Source organism: Streptomyces albospinus, assembly GCF_014648695.1.
In the GTDB taxonomy this organism is placed as follows: Bacteria; Actinomycetota; Actinomycetes; order Streptomycetales; family Streptomycetaceae; genus Streptomyces; species Streptomyces albospinus.
In genome coordinates this window covers 25,971-44,882 of record NZ_BMRP01000003.1, presented here as the reverse complement: position 1 = coordinate 44,882, position 18,912 = coordinate 25,971, and the positions used below count along the sequence as shown (strand labels likewise).

Annotated in this window: 17 protein-coding genes and 1 pseudogene; 6 read left to right on the top strand and 12 right to left on the bottom strand. The window is 69.5% G+C overall.

The features are described from left to right. The first annotated feature begins 3 nt into the window (after positions 1–3). Positions 4–630 (top strand): hypothetical protein, encoded by a 627-nt coding sequence (locus IEZ17_RS05750; protein WP_189297101.1) that lies wholly within the window; start codon positions 4–6, stop codon positions 628–630. 238 nt (positions 631–868) lie between these two features. Here IEZ17_RS05750 and IEZ17_RS05745 read toward each other — a convergent pair whose 3' ends face one another. After that, positions 869–1,762 carry a LysR family transcriptional regulator gene (locus IEZ17_RS05745; protein ID WP_189297099.1) on the bottom strand — a complete coding sequence of 298 codons (894 nt, stop codon included), beginning with the start codon at positions 1,760–1,762 and terminating at the stop codon, positions 869–871. Positions 1,763–1,864: 102 nt separating this feature from the next. On the opposite strand from IEZ17_RS05745, the gene IEZ17_RS05740 reads away from it, so the two are divergent. From IEZ17_RS05740 to IEZ17_RS05725, 4 genes are all read left to right on the top strand, one after another. Next, entirely contained in the window at positions 1,865–2,953 is a 1,089-nt protein-coding gene (locus tag IEZ17_RS05740) for a quinone oxidoreductase family protein (RefSeq protein WP_189297097.1), read from the top strand. Positions 2,954–3,105: 152 nt separating this feature from the next. Continuing rightward, a complete protein-coding gene (locus IEZ17_RS05735) occupies positions 3,106–3,708 on the top strand; it encodes a hypothetical protein (protein WP_189297095.1) in 603 nt (200 codons plus the stop codon). A gap of 243 nt (positions 3,709–3,951) precedes the next feature. Beyond that, the gene (locus IEZ17_RS05730; protein ID WP_189297093.1) at positions 3,952–4,194 is read left to right on the top strand and encodes a hypothetical protein; all 243 of its coding nucleotides are present in this window, start codon (positions 3,952–3,954) and stop codon (positions 4,192–4,194) included. 168 nt (positions 4,195–4,362) lie between these two features. Beyond that, the gene (locus IEZ17_RS05725) at positions 4,363–4,893 is read left to right on the top strand and encodes a DUF721 domain-containing protein (protein ID WP_189297091.1); all 531 of its coding nucleotides are present in this window, start codon (positions 4,363–4,365) and stop codon (positions 4,891–4,893) included. Between the two features lie 189 nt (positions 4,894–5,082). Here the strand turns inward: IEZ17_RS05725 and IEZ17_RS05720 are convergent, their stop codons facing one another. The 5 genes and pseudogenes from IEZ17_RS05720 to IEZ17_RS05700 form a co-directional block, all read right to left on the bottom strand. Continuing rightward, a complete protein-coding gene (locus IEZ17_RS05720) occupies positions 5,083–5,550 on the bottom strand; it encodes a hypothetical protein (protein ID WP_189297089.1) in 468 nt (155 codons plus the stop codon). A gap of 497 nt (positions 5,551–6,047) precedes the next feature. Beyond that, on the bottom strand, positions 6,048–7,247 hold the full coding sequence (locus IEZ17_RS05715; protein ID WP_189297087.1) for an HBL/NHE enterotoxin family protein: 1,200 nt from the start codon (positions 7,245–7,247) through the stop codon (positions 6,048–6,050). Next, on the bottom strand, positions 7,244–8,107 hold the full coding sequence (locus IEZ17_RS05710; protein ID WP_189297085.1) for an HBL/NHE enterotoxin family protein: 864 nt from the start codon (positions 8,105–8,107) through the stop codon (positions 7,244–7,246). Before IEZ17_RS05710 ends, IEZ17_RS05715 begins: the two co-directional genes overlap by 4 nt. Positions 8,108–8,111: 4 nt before the next feature. Beyond that, entirely contained in the window at positions 8,112–9,194 is a 1,083-nt protein-coding gene (locus tag IEZ17_RS05705; RefSeq protein WP_189297083.1) for an HBL/NHE enterotoxin family protein, read from the bottom strand. A 519-nt stretch (positions 9,195–9,713) separates the two neighbouring features. After that, a pseudogene (locus IEZ17_RS05700) lies at positions 9,714–9,833 on the bottom strand (IS5/IS1182 family transposase); the annotation flags it as partial. 179 nt (positions 9,834–10,012) lie between these two features. On the opposite strand from IEZ17_RS05700, the gene IEZ17_RS05695 reads away from it, so the two are divergent. Then, positions 10,013–11,425: an alpha/beta hydrolase gene (locus IEZ17_RS05695; RefSeq protein ID WP_229851930.1), complete on the top strand. Its 1,413-nt coding sequence runs from the start codon at positions 10,013–10,015 to the stop codon at positions 11,423–11,425. Between the two features lie 132 nt (positions 11,426–11,557). Here IEZ17_RS05695 and IEZ17_RS05690 read toward each other — a convergent pair whose 3' ends face one another. The 6 genes from IEZ17_RS05690 to IEZ17_RS05665 form a co-directional block, all read right to left on the bottom strand. Next, the gene (locus tag IEZ17_RS05690) at positions 11,558–13,795 is read right to left on the bottom strand and encodes an ArnT family glycosyltransferase (RefSeq protein WP_189297079.1); all 2,238 of its coding nucleotides are present in this window, start codon (positions 13,793–13,795) and stop codon (positions 11,558–11,560) included. 356 nt (positions 13,796–14,151) lie between these two features. Continuing rightward, on the bottom strand, positions 14,152–14,922 hold the full coding sequence (locus tag IEZ17_RS05685; protein WP_189297078.1) for a hypothetical protein: 771 nt from the start codon (positions 14,920–14,922) through the stop codon (positions 14,152–14,154). 363 nt (positions 14,923–15,285) lie between these two features. Beyond that, positions 15,286–16,458, bottom strand: a complete 1,173-nt coding sequence (locus IEZ17_RS05680; protein ID WP_189297075.1) for an NAD(P)/FAD-dependent oxidoreductase — start codon at positions 16,456–16,458, stop codon at positions 15,286–15,288. An 8-nt stretch (positions 16,459–16,466) separates the two neighbouring features. Continuing rightward, positions 16,467–16,661: a ferredoxin gene (locus IEZ17_RS05675; RefSeq protein WP_189297073.1), complete on the bottom strand. Its 195-nt coding sequence runs from the start codon at positions 16,659–16,661 to the stop codon at positions 16,467–16,469. A gap of 53 nt (positions 16,662–16,714) precedes the next feature. Then, positions 16,715–17,914, bottom strand: a complete 1,200-nt coding sequence (locus tag IEZ17_RS05670; RefSeq protein ID WP_189297071.1) for a cytochrome P450 — start codon at positions 17,912–17,914, stop codon at positions 16,715–16,717. Further along, positions 17,911–18,354, bottom strand: a complete 444-nt coding sequence (locus IEZ17_RS05665; protein ID WP_229851928.1) for a DUF3159 domain-containing protein — start codon at positions 18,352–18,354, stop codon at positions 17,911–17,913. Before IEZ17_RS05665 ends, IEZ17_RS05670 begins: the two co-directional genes overlap by 4 nt. Positions 18,355–18,912 lie beyond the last annotated feature (558 nt).

Genomic DNA, 18,912 nt, shown 5'->3' with positions numbered 1-18,912 from the left:
ACGGTGGTGAAGCACCGGGTCAACCGGAACGGGGTGTTCGCCATCCCGCAGCAAGTCCAAGCCGACGACGCAGAAACCGGCCGGCTGCTCGCCCACTGGGCGCAGCGCATGAACTCGCCCTTCGTGGGGCGGACGTCGCTGCATCACACGATCAACATTCTGGAGCGCTCCGAACAGCGGGAGGTCACAACTCCGTGGCCGGAGATGGACGACGTCCTCAACCTGTCCCCTGGCCGTCTGTCCTGTCTCGGAACACGCTCGCGCAGCCGAGAGGCACGAGCTGGATACGACATCGCGGTCCACAACGTGGCATGCGGACTACGGGCAGTCCTGTTCGCCCCCGATCTCACCGCACGCAACCCCGTACGGGGCCTGACGATCGACCGGACCCGACTGCTGACCACCGACCACATGCACGACGTGCTCACGGCGAAGGTTGGCCGGGGCGAGCCGGCGGACCTTGTCGTGATTGACCGGCCGCAGATGATGCACACCGAGCAGGCGGAGCGAGTACGCACGCCTGAGGATGCCGAAATGGTCAGCATGGACCTCAAGCGGATGGCGCTGGGAGACCCGGTGCCTAGGAGAAGCTGTGCAGACGCCGCCCCATCGAAGGTCAGGAACGCGTGAGTCGAGCCGTGCCACCAGCAGTCCGCGAACGGGCCCGCAACCGTACGTGCCGAAATGCTTTGCTGCGCCGAGGGAGAAGTGTGCGCCCGACCGGGCTGGACGCTATCCCGAGGGGTACTTGCTCGGGCAGCAGTGGGGTGCTCCTGCTGAAAGGGCCCTGGCCGATGCTGAGGTAGACGTGATGGTGTGCGCCCTCGGCGGGCTGCGGTACCGAATCCGACGGCCCCGGCGGCACGTATCAGGCGGTCGAGGTAATTGCTCGGGTGACGGCCGTGATCGCCGGGGTGGGGCGGCCGGGGAGTCGCGCCACGAGAACCCGGCGGATCTCGGGAGGTGCGCCTTCGACGTGCAGCAGGCTCACCCCGGGCGGCAGCACCGGCGAGAGCCGGGAGGGCACCGTTGTCACCCCGAAGCCGCCGGCGACCAGCTGGAGCTTCGTCAGCCAGTCGCGCGCGCAGTGGATGATGTGCGGCCGTCCGGGCAGGCCGGGCCAGACGCCGAGCAGTGGCTCGGCGTTCGACGCCGGGGCGGCGATCCACGGGGCGTCGACCAGTTCGTCGACGTGCACCGCGGTGCGGCCGGCGAACTCGCCGGTCGTAGGCGCCGCCACGACCAGTTCGGTGTCCGCGACGGTCTCGACGTGCAGGCGCGGCGACTCGCCGTCCAAAGGCCGGTGCGGCGGGCGGGACGTCAGCACGGCGAGGTCGATCGAGCCCGCGCGCAGTGCCCGGATCAGGGTGGGTGTGGTGCCCTCGGTAGTCGTGACCGTGATCTGCGGGTCGGTCGCCGCGACGCGGGTGAGTGAGAGAGGCAGGATGGCCGCGCCCGCGCTCAGGAACAGCCCGAGCCGCACCAGTTCGGTCCGCGGAGCGGTGCCGGTGAGGTCGCGCTCGGCCGCCGTCAGGCAGTCCAGGATCGTGCGAGCGTGGCGTAGCAGGGTCAGACCCGCGGGGGTGAGCCGCACTCCGTCGGGGCGGCGTTCGAACAGGGCGGTGCCCGCGCTTCGTTCGAGGGAGGCGGCCTGGCGTGAGACCGCCGACTGGGTGTAGCCGAGCCGGGTGGCTGCTGCGGTGAAGCTGCCGGACTCGGCGATCTGCCGCAGTACCCGCAGGCCTGTGCTGGAGATGTCCATGCGGATTACGCATACCACAGATGCGTGATCGTCGCTTCCCGCATGCCCGCCGGGCTCCTAGTGTCGATCGCGACGAACACGGACGAACATGGAGGTCATCACGTGCGAGCAGCCGTTCTGACGCAGTTCGGTGACCCGCTCACGGTGCGGGAGGTCCCCGACCCCGAGGCCGGCGGCGGCGAGGTGGTGGTCGAGGTGCTCGCCACCAGCGTGGCTCCGTACGCGGCCGAGGTCTTCAGCGGCGAGCGAAACTACCCCCTGGTCCCTCCCGTCGTGCCCGGGATCGGCGGCGTGGGACGGGTCGTCCACGTGGGACCGGACGCCACCCGGCTGCGCCCCGGCGACCTGGTGTGGTGCGACTCCACGGTGCGCTCGCGGGACGACGCCCTGACGCCCGACATCACGCTCCAGGGCTGGAGCTCCCGCGGCGAGGGCGGCGCCCGGCTCGCCCGGTACCTGCACGACGGATCGTTCGCCGAGCTCATGCGGGTCCCGACGGAGAACGTCTTCCCGCTGCCGGCAGCGGCGGGGGACGACCCGGCCCGCTGGGCCGCGCTCGGCGTGCACGTCATCCCTTACGGCGGGCTGCTGGCCGGCGGGCTCGCAGCCGGAGAGACGCTGCTCGTCAGCGGGGCCACCGGCAACCTCGGCAGCAGTGCGGTCGCGGTCGCGCTCGCCATGGGGGCGGGCCGCGTGGTCGCCCCAGGCCGCAACCGGGCCGCGCTCGATCTCCTCGCCGACCGGTTCGGTCCGCGGGTGTGCCCGGTCCCGCTCACCGGGGACGAGGCCGGCGACCGCGCGGCGATGTCCGCGGCGGGCGACGGCCCGATCGACATGGTGATCGACCTGCTACCGCCGAGCGCACCCAGCTCGGCGGCGCGCACGGCAGCCATGACCGTGCGCGAGTACGGCCGCGTCGTTCTCATGGGCGGCGTCGGCATGCTCGGTGGCGACGACCTCGCACTCCCGTACCCATGGACCATGCGCAACTCGATCACCGTGCGCGGCCAGTGGATGTACCCGCGTACAGCGAACGTCGGCATCATCCGGCTCCTCGCCTCGGGCACCCTGGACCTCGCCCCCGAACGGGTCCGGTCGTTCGGCCTCAACGCCGTCAACGACGCCGTCACGTACGCCGCCTCACATGGTGGCCCGTTCGACCGCACCGCCCTCACCCCACCGGCTCGCTGACAAGACCGACCGATCCCCACATGTCAGCGCCACGGCCCACCGCCCTCACAAGCGCAGGCCGCCGTACTGCTGCTGTTATTTCTCGTGAACAACCATGAGCCTCCAGATCACCAACTGCTGCCCGAACGGACGAACAAACGCTGCCATTTGAAGTGAACGAAGCCACCCGTGTGACACCAGCCGCGAAAACGCAAAAGAGCGCCCTCCCCGGCCTGAAGGTCGAGGAGGGCGCCATTCCGTCTGAAACTGGTCCCACTTGTGCTCTTGCCGTGCCCAGGAGCAAGCAGGAGAGTGTACGGGGTCGTTGCCCTGCCAGATTTTCCAGCCGCAGTGAGGTATTTCGCTTGCTCAAATGGGAGCGGGCGATGCTGCAACGACCTGACCTGTGCCGGGGGGAGGTGCAGGTTATTCGAAGGGGGAATTCAGTGAAGGTAAGGCGATGGGTTGTGTGCGCGGCGGCAACGGCCGCGCTGATGGGCGGAACCGTTGCGCTGGCCGGGCCGGCGGGAGCGACCGAACACAACAGTCCCGCGATCCGCAGTGCCGCGGTCGCAAACACGGCGGCCCGAACGACTAGCTCCATCACGGAACACGCCCAACTGCTGGATGGCCATTGGGCCGTGTACAAACACTTCTCCGACAAGTCGTGGTGCCTGATAGCCGGAGAGGTGGGGTACAGGCAGGGCAAGTGGGGCGCCTGGTACTGCGACGGCGGAGCCTTCGGCTCGGATCTCAACATCTGGGTGGTTAACTGATTTACCGCGCCTCTCGCTCGGGCTTTCCGGCTTTGTGTGTACGGTGCCCGTGGCCTTGGCTTCTTGTAACGGTCCGTCGGAACAACCGACGGACCGTTACAACTGTTTTGGGGCTGCGGGTCAAGCCAATAATTCATTCACTCACTGGCAAGCCCTCTGCTGTGGTGCCGCGGTGCATAGCCACGGAGATGCACCGATCATCCTCGACCTGGCCGTCGCCAACACCTCCGGCTGCTGCGGAGGGTGGGCCTTCCGGATGATCTTCGTCTGCGGGTCGCCCTGACGCCCGTCTCCGGGCTGTGGGAGCGGCTGAACGGCTGGCAGCAGGACCAGGTCGAGGTGGCGACGAAAATGGAACTGGCCCGACTGGCGGGCCTGCTGGTGCAGCCGGAGACCGCTCCGCGGCTGCCGGCCGACCGGCTCACCGACCGGCGCTGGAGGAGACCGGCGGCGAGGCCCTGGTCAACAGCCCGTACAGCTGGCTGATTCGCCGCGGCGCGGTGCAGCGGCCGGCCTGCTGGGACCGGCGCTGCGACGACGGGATCCGCCTGGACACCGGCGGTGAGCGCGACAGCTGCGGCAACGTGATCCACCTCCGCCGTACCCGGCGGGCCCGGATCGCGGCGGAGGCCGACGCGCAGCTGCCCAGCCTCGGTGAGCGCGAGCGGCGCCAACCCGGCCTCCCGCGGCAGCGTCCTCGCCCGCTACGGCGATGTTCTCGCCGCGGCCGTGCCCGAACTCGCCGGGCACGCCCGCGCGGTGGCGTTCGACGCGGACACCGGCCGCCTGGACGTCGTCCCCGACGCCCCGGCGTACGGCACGAAGCTGCGCTGGAGTGCGCCGAAGCTGATCGCGGCGGAGCCCCCGCTGTCCGCGCCCACCGGACCGGTGAAGACGCGCGAAACGGCGTCGGCCGGCTACCAGCGCGCCCTCGAAGCCCACTGGTCCGCCGCACCCGAGCGACACCTCGACCCGGCCATCGCCGAGGCGTACGAGCGGCAGACCAAGGCCCTGCGCGAACGCCGTGAGCACGCGGTCTTCGGCGACCAGCCGCACGCCGGCCCTCCGGCGCTCGCCGACGTCCGAGCCCAACGTCCGGAAGCCATGCGCCGGCCGGCGAACCGCCGTGCACAGGCCGAACGCGCCCAGCCTGCCCCGGCCGGCGTGACCCGGCGGGCGAGCTGAGATGGGATCGCTCGAAGCCGGCCGGCTGCCGAGCAGCCGTGATCGGGCGCCACCGGCCGCCGACCACCGTGCGCTGCACCTGCCAGGTCATCTCTCCGGAGGGCGAGGTCCTGCGGTGAGGCGCGGGGTCGGCAGGGTGCTGTCCGCCGACCCCTTCTGTCTTCGAGCCCGGGCGGTCCTGTCCCGCCGTCAGAACACGAATGGTCCCGGGGACTGCGGTGACGTGGCGTTGCAGGTCGCGGTGGTACCCAGCACCTCCACCTGAAGTGACGAGCCTTCGAGCTGGTCGCCCGGGGCGACGGTGCCGGTGAGCGGCCCGGTGGATACCGCGCCACCGGCCGGGATCTCAGGGTTGGAGCTGCCGCTGAACACCGTGGTATCCGAGCCGTTCTTGGTGAGCGTGAGCTGCGACGTGACGGAGTTCGCCCCGATGTCTATGGGCGAGGTGATGGCCGACGTGGAAACGCTGATGGTCGCGTCCGTACCGTTCTGGGTGGCGGTGAGCGTGGCCGTACCGGAGCCGTAGCTGCCGCAGTCGAACGAGAGTGTTGCGGTGTCCGGCGTCACCGCTGCCGAGGCCGGTGCCATCGCCAGGGTGCCCGCGAGGGCGATGCTGACGCCGAGTAACGAGCCGATCCCGAGCTTGCCGTGTCTCATGGGAGACCGCCTTCGTGAGGGGGTGCCCATTGAGGCACGCACCACTGAAGAGAGCAAGAAAGACACCTCATGATTTTTGGCGTGTCTACGCCAAACGCCCCACCTTATGCCACATAACCGACCTTCGCAGCGCCGGCCCCGGCCTTCTCACGGTCACCGCCACCTCGCTGCGCCGTACCACCGCCTCGCCCGTCTCCGTGGTGATCCGGAAGTCGCGGCGGCCCGCCGGCCGAACATCGGCGCGCCGCTCCAACCGCACGAAGCAATCCTCCACGCCAACTACGCCTTACATCAGGTGACTTGGCGCGACACTGCCGCGCACGTCATGTGCTGATCTTCTGCTCCTTGTCGGCGAGAGGGGAAGGCATCGAGGCCGGGACGTACCTGGGGACGGTGAGCGAAGAGCCGGACGATGGCCATGGTTGGCCGTGTCCGAACCGAGGTGGCGAAGCCCCAGTCCGGACACAGCACCTTCTGCAGTCACTCGGTGAGGTCGGTTACCTCTGCGGCGGCTGCAGGTTGACGAGGGTGTCCTGGTACCGCTGTGCGGCCTGGGCGTTGAGGATCCAGTGCGCTGCGGCGTCGGTGAGTTGGCCGCCCAGGGTGACGGACATGTCCCGTGCCCGGGCGTCCCAGAGATCCAGACGCTGCTTCTCCCGGTGCCACTCCTTCGCCATCACGTCCAGGGCGGCCAGTGCGTCGTCGGTGCGCAGTGCCAGGCGTTCGATCTGGCCCTGGAGCGTGACGAACACCCCGACCTGGAGCTTGTCGTCGGTCAGTTGCTTCAGTTCCCGGCCGTACTCCGCGATGTCCGCCGTTGCGGTGTCCATGGCGGCCTGGGCCTCGCGCAGGGAGGTGTCGATGCTCTCGAAGAAGGCGGGCTGGCCGACGGCTGTCTTGACGGTCTTGTAGAGGTCCGGGATCTGCTGGGCCCCGTCGAACAGCTTCACGGCATCGTTGGCCATCGCCTTGGGGTCCCAGACGGCGGTGGATTTGGCCAGTGACAGGCCGGCCTGGATGACGGTCTTGGCGGTGCCGAAGACGTCCTCGGCGGTGAGGGCCAGCTGGATGCCGGTGACCAGTGCTCCGGCGATCCCCTTGGCCGCACCCTGCGCGATCGTGGCGTTGGTCTCCTGGAGCCTGCGGTCCAGCGCGGCGAGGTTGTTGCGGATCGCGGCCATCTCGCCGTCGGGGCCGGTGTACTTCTCCTCCAGGGTCCGGGCGTGGGCGCCGAAGCGGGCGTGGTCGTCCTCGACCTGGTTCCTGAAGTCCGAGAGCCGGCCCTTCGAGGCGTCCGTGTGGCTCTGGAGCGAGGAGAGCACCTGCCGCAGTTCGCTCAGCCCCTCGCGGAACTCCGCCGCCGCTTCCTTGTCCCCCGCGGCGATGTTCCCGGCGAGTGTGACCAGGTCGGGCAGGTAGCTGGTGACGGCGTTGGCGTAGCCCGTGATGTCGGCCAGCGGCTGGAGGAGTGCCTCCTGGTACCGGCTGCTCCACAAGCCGGCATGGCTGCGGGCGAGCGCCTGGCTGGCCGCCAGGTCGGGGACGAGGCCGAGGTCGAGATCGGGCTGGGCGGTGATGCCGGTGGCCGCTGCGACGAGTACCTGGCAGGAGGCGAAGACCGCCTCGGTGGCGGAGGTGTCCACGACCTTGGCGGCATCGTCGAGACCATGCCCGGACGCTGAAGTGGTCGTCGTCATGAGTGAGCCCCTTCGGCGGTGGTCCCCAGCAGGTGGTCGAGCTGACTGCCGAGGTCGCGGAAGTTGTTTTTGATGACGTTGAGGCGCGCGGTGAGGAACGAGGACGTGGCCGTCGCGCGGGTGACGGAGTCCAGGACGTTGTCCAGGATTCCCTGGGTCTCGCTCAGTGCGTTGCCGATCGCGACCAGGGCGTCCTCGGCGGCGGCGACGGAACCCACGAGCACGCCCAGGCGCTTGACCAGGCCCTTCAGATAGCACTGCTCGGCGGCTATCTGCCAGCTCTGGTTCATCAACGAGCCGAAATCAACTCCCGAGGCCAGCACATTGAGGTGCATCAGAGCCTCCCGCAGCGCCTTGAGCTTGGCCAGCTGCTCCCCCATGTCGTGCCCGAGCTGCTTCTGCAGCTCCTCATCACTGGCGATCTTCGTGGAGATCGCGGTCATGTCCCCCTTGAAGGCCGCGACATCGGCGGCCAGGTCCCGGTCGAGGGTGTTGACCGCGTCATGTCCCCGGGACAGGCGGCTGCGCAGGTCCGCGAGAGCCGCCTTGGCGTCCTGCAGCAGTTGGACGAGCTCTGCCTTTGCAGACTGGGCGCCCGTGCCGTCGGTCTTCACCGAGGCGGCGAGTTCCGCCAGGTGCGCAGCGGTGGTGTCCATGTAGGCGGCGGTGAAGGACCGGATCGCGTGCAGAGGCTCCTCGACGCTGTGCGAGGTCGAGTCCAGCCAGGTGCGTGCGTGCCCTTGGGCGTTCTTCACGTGGCCGGCGAGCTCCGGAGCGGCTGACGCCTCTTCCGGGGAGTTGGCGAGGATGTCCGTCGCCGCCTGTCCGACGGACGAGAGCAGTGATGTCGTCGCGGTCATCGGATCAGGCCGCCTTGGCCAGGCCGTCACGCTGGACGGGCAGGGTCGTCATCTGGGTTTCGATCAGGTTCGCGGTCTTGTGGACCTCTTCCCAGTCCGCCTTGGCGGTCTTGAGCTTGGCCTTCAGGAAGTGCTTGTCGGGAGTGACGTTGTCGTTGATGTAGTCGATGACGGTCTTGAACTTCGTCTGCAGAACGGCCCACGTGGTCGCCATGGCCGTGAGGGCCTGTGCCGCCAACTCGTTGGCGTCCTTGAGCTTCTTGAACTGGTCTTCCACGGAATGCAGGACCGCGATCTCCGCAGTCAGGTCGGCAATCTGCCGGAGCGTGGCCGTCAGCTCGCGCTTTTTGTTCTCGTAGTCGACCGCGCCGTAGATGTCCCCGGCCGCAGCACCGGCCACCACGAGGCCGCCCGCGGTGATGACCGCGGTCGATCCGCCGGCGGTGGGGATCTCCAGCAGCGCGCCCACGACGATCATGAGGCCGCCGAGCACCGCGCCCGCCGTGCAGCCGGCGATGATCGAGAGGTCCTTCGTCATGCCCTCGCTGAGCGCCTCCACCTTCTTCTTGAGCTCGGCGATCTCCCCCTTGTCGCCCTCAAAGGTCGAATGGGCAGCGTTGGACAGATCGACGAAGTGTCCGTGGTCGGTGTCCACATCTCCGCGGAACGTGTTGAGGGCCTTCAGCGCGTCCTGCGCGTTCTGCTGGCGCTTCTCGATTTCGGACAGCAGGTCCTGGACGCCTTCGACGAACTCCGCACGCATGCCCTCAGCGTGGATGTTCTCGGCGATGTCCACCAGGTCGTCGTAGTAGCTGTCGAAGTTGTTGGCGAAGGCCAGCAGATCGGTATTGGTCTGGATGAGCTTCTGCGACACGGTGTTCCGCCACGCCGTAGCGTGATCCTTGGCGGCGGTCTGGTACTGCTCAAGGTGCTCGATCTCGTCAAGCTTCACGACCGGCTGCTCCAGCACCATGGTGACGTAAGCCTCGACCACGGCGCGGGCGGAAGCTGCGTCCTTGGCCTGCTGGTTGAGAACGTCGCCGGCGCTGAACGCGCCCTCGTTTTCGCTGGCAATGAGCTGAGGCACTGCTGGGTCTCCCTCTCTCAGGGAAGGGTGAACGGAAAGTGATCCGAAAGACGGCGGGCACCATCGACACCGCCGCACGGCAAGGGCATGACAAAGGGAAGGGAACGCTGAACGGCATCCCGGAACTGCACCCGGCCTCGCATACCCATCGGTAGTTAAGCCTCCGGTTGACCCAGCCCTAGAGCAGGCGGATTGGTATCGGACGCCAAATCGGGCCAGAACCGGCCATCCGATCGGCCTCCCCGACCCGCTTGCCCCTCAACCGCCGGCCACTCGCCCCTGGGGCGCCTCGCACCGCTGCGACCACTGGCGGGCTTGTGACCGAAAAACACCAGGCGCCGACATGACTCAAGATCACCTACCGGTCGAGGCGACGCGTAGGATCTCTACGCACGCCCACGCGCCGAGAGCGGGCGTCGAGGCGGCCGGCGGCCGGAGTGCTCAGCAGAGCGCGCAGCTCGTCGGAGTCGTGGTGGACGGGGTCGAGCCAGGCGCTCCAGGGCCGCCGGCCGTGCCTCGTTGCTGCGGCGTGTCCTGCGTGCCGCCACCCTGCGGCCGCACCTTCGACGGAGGGATCAGCGGCTTCGCGATCTTCCACAACCCGTCTGGAACAATCCAACTCCACGTGCCCCGCCCCATGTTCAGCCCGACGAGCCTCCGCCACATGGGACACGGGCTTAAGGGAATTCTCACCGGTTCCTCATGCGGTGAATATGGTGACCTCTCGTCGATCACCGGCAAGCTGGCTGCTTGTGTATCTTTCTGCTCCCTCGCACGGAAACGCGCCCGCACCGTCCTGGCATGCCGGCGTCTCACTGTTGGACGGCTGGCTGCCGCTGACGATCCAGATCGCCGCCGGGGTACTGCTCGTCGTGGTCGTCGGCTGGCGCACCCCGCGCTGGAGACTGCTGTGGCTGCCCGCTGCCGCCGCCGTCGGACTGCTCGTCGCACTGCTGGCGAAGTGGTACGTGGACGCCAATGCCCTCGCCACCGACCCGGCGCCGATATCGCTGTGGGTGTGGATCGGGATCACGGCGGCGGCGCTCGCCGTCGCCGTGCTGGGCTGGCGCGGTGCCCGCTGGTGGCGGCGCGTGCTGTCGGTGCCGGTGATCCCGCTGGGCCTGCTGTGCACGGGGCTGGTGCTGAACCAGTGGGTGGGCTACTTCCCGACCGTGCAGGAGGCATGGGCGCAGATCACCGCCGGTCCGCTGCCCGACCAGGTCGACGCGGCGCAGCTCAGCGCGTTGCAGGGCAAGGCGAGCACGATGACCACCGGTCGCGTGGTGGCCGTGAACACCCCTGACACGGCAAGCCACTTCACGCACCGCGAGGAGTACGTGTACCTGCCGCCGGCCTGGTTCGCCGGGGCTCGTCACCCGCAGCTGCCCGTACTGATGATGATCGGGGGCGAGTTCAACACGCCCGCCGACTGGATCCGCACCGGCGGTGCGATCACCACCATCGACTCCTACGCCAAGGCCCACCACGGACAGGCCCCGATCCTGGTGTTCGCGGACTCGGGAGGCAGTTTCAACAACGACACCGAGTGCGTCAACGGCCCGCGGGGCAACGCCGCCGACCACCTCACCAAAGACATCCGGCCCTACGTCGTCTCCCACTTCGGCGCCTCGTCCGCCGCGGCTGACTGGGGGGTCGTCGGGTTCTCCATGGGCGGTACATGTGCGGTCGATCTCGCCGTCATGCACCCGGAGCTGTTCGGCAGCTTCGAGGACATCGCAGGGGACGAGGGCCCGATCGTCGGCACCAAGCAACTGACCATCAAGGACCTCTACGGGGGCAGCGCGGCAGCGTGGGCGAAGTTCGACCCGCTGACCGTGATGGCGGCGCACGCACGCTACACCGACACCGCGGGCTGGTTCGACAACAGCAGCACCGGCAGCGGACCGGGCAGGCGCGGCGGCCCGAACAACGGCCGTGGCGGAAACGGCGGTTGGCAGGGCGCGCACCGGGGGCAGCACCGGCACGGCGGCACCATGACCCGGCCGGGCCCGATGGGCTTCGGCGGACGCGACATCCCCGGCGACGGCATGGGCGGTCAGGCGGCCGACGCGCAGCGGCTCTGCGCCGCCGGCGGCAAGAAGGGAATCTCCTGCACCCTGCACTACCAGCCCGGCGGCCACACCTGGCAACTGGCGTCCGGCGCCTTCTCCGACGCGCTTCCCTGGCTGGCCGAACGCGTCCACACACCGACCGCACCGGCCGGTACCTAGCCCCTCGGTGATCCGGAATCCCTGTACGGAACTGCATACGACACCACGTACAGCACCACATACAGCACCACACATGGCACCGCCCCCGACCGTGACGGCGCGGTCGGGGGCGGTGCCTGTGACGGGGGCTCGCTAACGGGCGGGGCCGCACCGGTAGAGGGTCTGGGCGGTGCCGCCCTCACCGGCAGGCGCGGTCGTCGGGGACCGCGTACCGCCGTAGGCCGAGGCCGGGACGCGGGTGCAGTGGGACCGCACCCAGTCGGTGATCCGGGTGGCGGACGTCGTGCCGCCGCCACCGCCACCGAACATGGCGCCCATGCCGCGGCCTTCGCCCAGCAGGACGTAGCGGACCTTGCCCGAGTTCACCAGCTGCCGGAACTGGTCCTGGGTGGGGGACGGGACCTGGCCGCTGAAGCCGCCCAGGGGGAGGACCTGAGTGCCCTTGGCGAGAATGTACGGGGACGCGTTGTTCCAGCCGTTGGTGGCGAAGACGTACTCGGCCGAGCCGCGGTGGGCGGTGGTGTAGGCGAGCAACTTGCGCTGGACGGACGTGAGTTGGCCGCTGGACTCGCCGAAGCCGCCCTTGCCGTGCGCACCGCCCGGCCACTTCGCGGAGCCGTGGCCGCCGTGGCCGCCGCGCATACCGGACGGGCCGACCGCGCCCATTCCCGAGCTGCCGTACGCCGGGTTGAAGACCTGCACCGCCCATGCGCTCGGCGCGAGCAGCACGGCGGCGAGCGACGCGGCGAGACCGGCCAGGGCGAGCCGTCCGCCGTGCCGGGTGTGGCCCGGGCGGGCGAGGACCAGCAGGACGACGGCGGCGAGCCCCAGCACGCCGACCGCCGGTGCCAGCCACGGCAGGAAGGACGGGAACTCTCGCGCGAGGAACGCGCCCCACGCCGCCGTCGCGGCGACCGCGCCGGGCAGCACCCAGGCGCGGCGCCCACCGGCCCGGTAGGCGCGCCACAGCAGGGTGACGCCGGCGCCGGTCAGCGCGGCGAGCGGCACCGCGATCACGCCCATGTAGTACGTGTGGCCGCCGACGCTGCCCGCGCTGAAGACCAGGAAGTACGTGGTCAACCAGGTGCCCCAGAGGGCGAAGCCGGCGCGGATCCGGTCCGTACGGGGTCGGCCCCGGCGCCACAGCAGGCCGCAGACGAGGGCGATGGCGGCGAACGGGTAGAGCCAGCCGGTCTGCGACGCGAGCGCCGGGCCGAACATTTTCGACCAGCCGTCCTGGCCGCTGCCGCCGAAACCGCCGGGTCCGCCGCCATGGGTCCGGCCGGGCGGCTGGGCGGCGCCCGTCTGCTGTCCGGCGTGCGGGGGCGTGCCGGCCGTGCCGCTGCCGCTGGCGTGTCCCAGGTGCGGTGCGCCGCCGTGCGACGGCGACGCGCCCGCGCCTGCGCTCGTCCCGGCACCGTTCGCCGCACCGCTGCCATCGGCCCCGCCATGGCTCCCGCCGTGACCCCCGCCGCCCCTCGTCGCACTGATGCTGCCGGTGGAGGCGGCGCTGATGCCCACGGACGAGAAGCGGTTGAGGAAGTTGTAGCCGACCACCATGCTGAACGCGGAGTTGTTCGTGGTGCCGTCGACGTACGGCCGGTCCTTGGCCGGGGTGAGGGCGACGGCCACCATCCACGAGGCGGAGACGGCGGTCATCACCACCGCGGAGAGCCCGAGATGCACCAGCCGCTTCCGCAGGGGGACCGGTGCCGAGATCAGGTACACCACGGCGAGCGCGGGAAGGACCGCCCAAGCCTCCAGCATCTTCGACTGGAAGCCGATGCCGACCCAGACGCCGGCCATCACCAGCGGGCGCAACCGGCCCGCCTCCGCCGCGCGTTGGGTGGCCTCCGCGGCGAGCAGCACGCACAGGGTGAACAACGGGTCCTCGACGGCGGTACGGAACAGCCCCACCGACACCGGCGTCAGCAGGAACGTGCCGCTTGCGATCAGCGCCGCATTGTCGCCCGCCCACCGGCGCACCACCCGGTACAGGACCAGTAGGCTCGCCACTCCCTCCATTACCTGAGGTAGCGTCAGAGCCCAGGGGTGGAAACCGAAAATCCGGGCAGAAACCGCCTGCGGCCACAGGAATCCCGGCAATTTATCGAGCGTGATGGAATTGCCGGGGTCGAAGGATCCGTAGAAGAAGGCCTTCCAGCTCTCCGTCATACTGCGGACGGCATTCGCGTAGAAGGTGTGGTAATGGCTGTGATTGATCCCCCACGCGTAGAGCACGGCGGCAAGCACGGTGATCACCAGCAGCGCCGGTCGCGCGTATGCAGGTTGCCCCACCGGCGATCGCCAGGGCGCGCGCCGGACGGCGGCGCCGGAGGGGGTGGTTCTGTCGAGGACTGTCGTAGCCATGCGCAGCAGTCTTGGGCATGCTCGGGGCCCCTTACGCCGCAGCCCGCCGTTTCAAGGAATTTCTCACCGGATGCGGGGGAACCTTTTACCGACCTGATTCCGCCTTTAATCCGCGCGGCGCAAGTCGTTACCTGTGCCAGGGCGGCGTAAGGGAACGGTACCGGTGCGGGAGAAACCGGGAGGTGCGGCGGCCCCCGGCTGCCGACCGGCGAGCCGGTCGGAGGGCGCCGGACGACCAAAAGGCGCCTGACGGACGAAAGTCCCCATCAGGCGCCCTTTCCGGGCCGCTGGAAGAAGCCCTGTTTCTTCGGCGAGTACGAGACGAGCAGGTTCTTCGTCTGCTGGTGGTACAGCGCTCATACTGGTGTTGACCTGCCGAAACGGTGGTGGTGACCGGAGTCGGCGGAGTGTTGGTCCGCGCCTGGTCCGGATGTTGGGGTGAGCAACTCCAACCTCTGGGGGTATGTCTTTGGCACCGGGCAGACGGCGACCCTCCACCGGCCGCCGCAGTGACGCCGGGAGCGGCCGGTGCTCCCGGCCGCTCCCCCTGGCTGCCGGTGCTCAGCACGCCGGCACCCCGCACTCCCCGTCCTGGGCCCGCCTGCCGTCTCCTTGAGCGCGATCACCTCGCATCGGCCGGGGCGCCGGCATCCGAGTCGCCCGTCCGGAGCTGGAGCCTTCCTCGGCGCTGTTTCCCCGCCGGTCACCCTGGTTCGGGGCAGGCCGGTTGGGGGCGGCGTCATGGCCGGCACCGTGGCGTTCATGGAGGTGGCGTCGACGGTCCGCCGTTTGACGGTCACCTCGAAGGCGGCCCCGCTGACCACGGAATGGAAGAGCTGGACGTCGGGCCGCCGTGGATCCGGGCCGTCGTAGAACGACTTGGGGAAGTAGGAGACCCGGCCGGTCGGCAGAAGTGTCCTGCGCATCACCTGGTCGAAGCAGGTCAGGATCTCGCCGGCCGAGGCGAGCTCGTGCCGTCCGGCGTTCCAGCCGTCCCGGTCCGCCGTGCCGCTGCCCAGCTCGCGGGAGTTGACGCCGTAGAAGGCCGACGGCTGGTGCGGGTGTATGAAGGGGTGGGCAACCGTCCGGTGACCGCCGGGCTGGTCATAGCGGTCGACGATGGCCACCGTCGCGTCGGTTTCGGCGATGAGGGTGTCGGCGAAAGCCCATGGCCCCGGCCCCGACGATCAGGTAGTCGACCTCACGAGCTGTCGGTTTCCCTGCATGCCGTCCTTCCGTGGTTGCTTTTCGAAGATGGGGAGCCGGCCGTACTCGGCGCGGCTCGCGGTGACCGGCGGAACACCGCGGCAGAGCCACGGCGTGTGAGGAGCTTTTGTTCGGGCGATGTCCAGCGGTCCGGCTCAGCGCGCAGGACCGCAGCGGAAAGGCATGACAGCAGGGGCTCTTGACACGACGCGGTGGCTCACACCGAGGGCTCTCCGCACCCGGGATCAGGTCCGGGGTGCGGCGGACCTGGCACGGGTGCGGGGTCAGACGGCGGCGTGCTCGGTGAGGCGACTGCGGTGCTGGAGCAGGGCGCGCGGGCTGTTCCAGCCGAGCGCACCGACGACCTTGCCGTCTGCGTGGTAGAGCGCGACGAACCTGCGTGACCCGGGATCGCCGTCGACGACTTCGATGTGCGCGTCGGGCGAGCACCAGCCGTGGATTTGGATCTTGGTGTCGTACTGATCGGTCCAGCCGAACGGTATGGGGGCGTAGGGCAGGGCGCGGTTCGGGCCGGCCAGGAGGTTTCTGGCGGCGATGACGGCTTGTTGGGTGGCGTTGGTGCGTTGTTCCAGCCGGATCCGTCCACCGGCGAGGGGGTGTGCCCAGTTGGCGACGTCTCCGGCCGCGTACACGCCGGATACGGCTCGGCAGGTGGGGTCGCACAGCACCCCGTCGCCCAGCGGGATCCCGGAGTCGGCCAGCCAGTCGGTTGCCGGTGTCGAGCCGATGGCGACCACGACCACGTCGGCGGGAAGACGAGTGCCGTCATCAAGGACCACGGCGGTGACCCGGCCGTTCTCGCCGGTCATGCTGGTGACGTGGCGGCGCATGCGCAGAGACACCCCGTGATCGCGGTGCGTCTCGGCCACCAGCTGACCGATCTCCGAGCCGACTTGCCGGGCCAGCGGGGTGGGCTCGACGTCGACGAGGGTGACGTCCAGGCCGAGGCCGCGTGCGGTGGCGGCGATCTCGCTGCCCAGGAATCCGGCGCCGATCACCACCACACGGGGCCTGGCCAGCAGCTGGGCGCGTAGCGTCAGCGCGTCGTCGAGGGAGCGCAGCACATGCACCCCGGCCAGATCGTGGCCGAAGGGCAGACGGCGGGGGCGTAGCCCGGTGGCGATGATCAGGCCGTCGTAGTCCAGGTGTTCCCCGTTGTCCAGGGTGACGGTACGTGCCACCGGGTCTGCCCCCGTTGCCCGGCACCCCAACTTCAGGTGCAGCGCCAGGGATTGGACGTCCCGCTCCGGGCGCAGGGTGGCTTTGTGGGGCTCCCAGTCGCCGGCCAGGATCTGCTTGGACAGTGGTGGCCGGTCGTAGGGGAGCCGCAGTTCGTCACCGACCATGGTGAGCGTGCCGGTGAAACCCCCGCGGCGCAGGGTGTCGGCCGCGGTCAGGCCCGCGGCCGACGCGCCCACCACGACGATGCGGTCCATGCTGGGCACTACTTCTCCACCTCGATTGCCAGTGCGGGGCAGCGGGTGGCGGCGTCCTGGACCTGAGCCAGCAGCTCCTGCGGCGGGGTGGGGTCGAGCAGGACGACGATGCCGTCCTCATCGCGCTGGTCGAAGACCTCGGCGGCGGCCAGCACACACTGCCCGGCCCCCACACACCTGTCCTCGTCAATAGTGATCTTCATCAGTCTCCTCCTTCTCGAAATGGTGCGATGACGCACCGTGGGACAGCGGTCGCCTACCAAGCCACGGGCAGCTCGTGGACGCCGTAGACGAGCACGTTGTCGCGCATCGGCACGTCCTCCACCGGCACCGCCAGCCGCAAGGTGGGGAACCGGTCGAGCAGAGCGGAGAAGGCGGCCTTCATCTCCACCCGGGCCAGCTGCTGTCCCAGGCACTGGTGGATCCCGTGACCGAACGCCAGGTGCGGGCCGTAGGGCCGGCTCACGTCCAACTGGTCGGGGTCGCCGGAGAAGTGCCCCGCGTCGCGGTTCCCCGAAGAGAGGGAAGCCACTACCGTGGAGCCGGCCGGGATCCGGTGGCCGCCCAACTCCACGTCCTCAACAGCCGTGCGGCGCAGGCCGTACTGGATGATGCTCAGGTACCGCAGCAGTTCCTCGACGGCGGTGTCCAACAGCGAAGGATCGGCGCGCAGCGCTTCCCACTGGCCGGGGTTCCGGAGCAGGCACAGGGTGCCCAAGGCGATCATGTTGGCCGTCGTCTCGTGCCCGGCCAGCAGCAGCAACATCCCGACACCGGCGAGTTCCGCATCGGTCAGTTCCCCGGAGCGCACCAGACCACTGAGGATGTCGTCGCCGGGCTCGGACCGCTTGGCGAGGGCGAGTTGGCCGATGAAGTGGTTCAGCCCCTGTTGGGCCTGCTGGACGTCCTCGGGGCTTGCGTCGAGCCTGATGAACGTGGCGGAGTTGCGCTGGAACTCCTCACGGTCGGCATAAGGCACCCCGAGCAGTTCGCAGATCACCAGGGAGGGGACCGGCAGAGCGAAGGCTTGGACGAGATCGACCGGGCCCTCGGCGGCGGCCATCGCATCCAGTTGCTCGGCGACGAGCTTCTCCACCGCCGGGGTCAATTGCCGCATCCGGCGCACGGTGAACTGGCCGGTGAGCAGCCGGCGGAACCGCGTGTGCTCCGGCGGATCCATCATGATGAACATCCCCGGCGGGGGCGGGGGCGGCGGGGCATCGCCCGTGGTGGCGTCGCCGGTCCGTAGTGTGTGGCGCTGGGCGCTGAACCGTGGATCGGCCAGCATCGCCCGCACCTCCTCGTACCCGGTGACCAGCCAGCCGGTCAGGCCGTCAGGCAAGGTCACCTCCGCAACCGGGTCCTGCTCCCGCAGCGTGCGGTACTCCGGCGGGGGATCGAACGGACAGGTCCGCACCATCGGCTGCGTCCTGGTGACAGGGTGTGTGTCGGTCATGACCGGGGAGTCCTTTCCAAACAGTGGGAAGGGCGGGATATCTCGATGCCCAAGTGGTCGGGGGCCTCGCAGCGGTGCGTTCCGACACAGCTCCGGTAGACGCGCCACCCCAGCAGTGCGGTGAGTGCGAGAACGATCGGGCCGAAGACGTCGACCGCACCAAGGGCGACCGCCTGACCGGAGAAGAACAGCGGAAGCTGGACCGCCGGCATCACCACGTGCCCGGCAAGGATCACCAGGTTGCCCTTGGAAAACGCCCGCCGACGCACCGCACACCGCCGCCATCGGGTCCGCTCACCCGTGATCAGCCCGACCGCCAAGCCCATCGGCGGCCGTCCGAGCAGCAACAGCACCGGCGTCACCAACGACTGCTCCAACCCCTCGACATGCGGCACTCGTTCGACCGCTTGGGCACCCTCCACAGTGCCGTGCGACCGCACGGCTGTCGTCGCACCTCCGCAGACTCTCGACCTGCTGCGAACGCAGTAGACCGCCGGCAGCATCTGCTACGAGGACAGACACCCGCCGAAGCCGAAGGCAGCCGGGACGGTCCCTCCAGGGCCCCTTCTCGCCGCACGCCACCGGCCAGATCGATCGTTTCTGTGCCGGGAGGCCGTGGCCGGGCGGAGCGGGCTCGAAGCCGCGGCCGTCGGATGATGGGCGCCGGGGAGATCGTCCAACGAGGAGTCCTGACCCCGGACGCGGCCTTCCCCGCAGGACCAGGTCCGCTCCGCGCGAGACCACGTTCGCCGCAGCCGGCGCTCGCCGCGCGGGCCGGAGTATCGGGGTCCTCTTCCGCCACTGTGCCAAGTTCCTGGACGGCATCCGAGAGCAGGCCAACTGCCTCATCGAGCAGTCCATGCGCGAGTGGGACCACGTCAGCCAGAGGGGCGCCCGCGGGGTGAGTCGGTTCTTGGTCCGCCAGTGGTCCGGAAGTGAGGGTCAGGAGCGGGATGGCTGCGCGAGGAGGTGGGAGTGGTGACGTGAATCGACCCTTG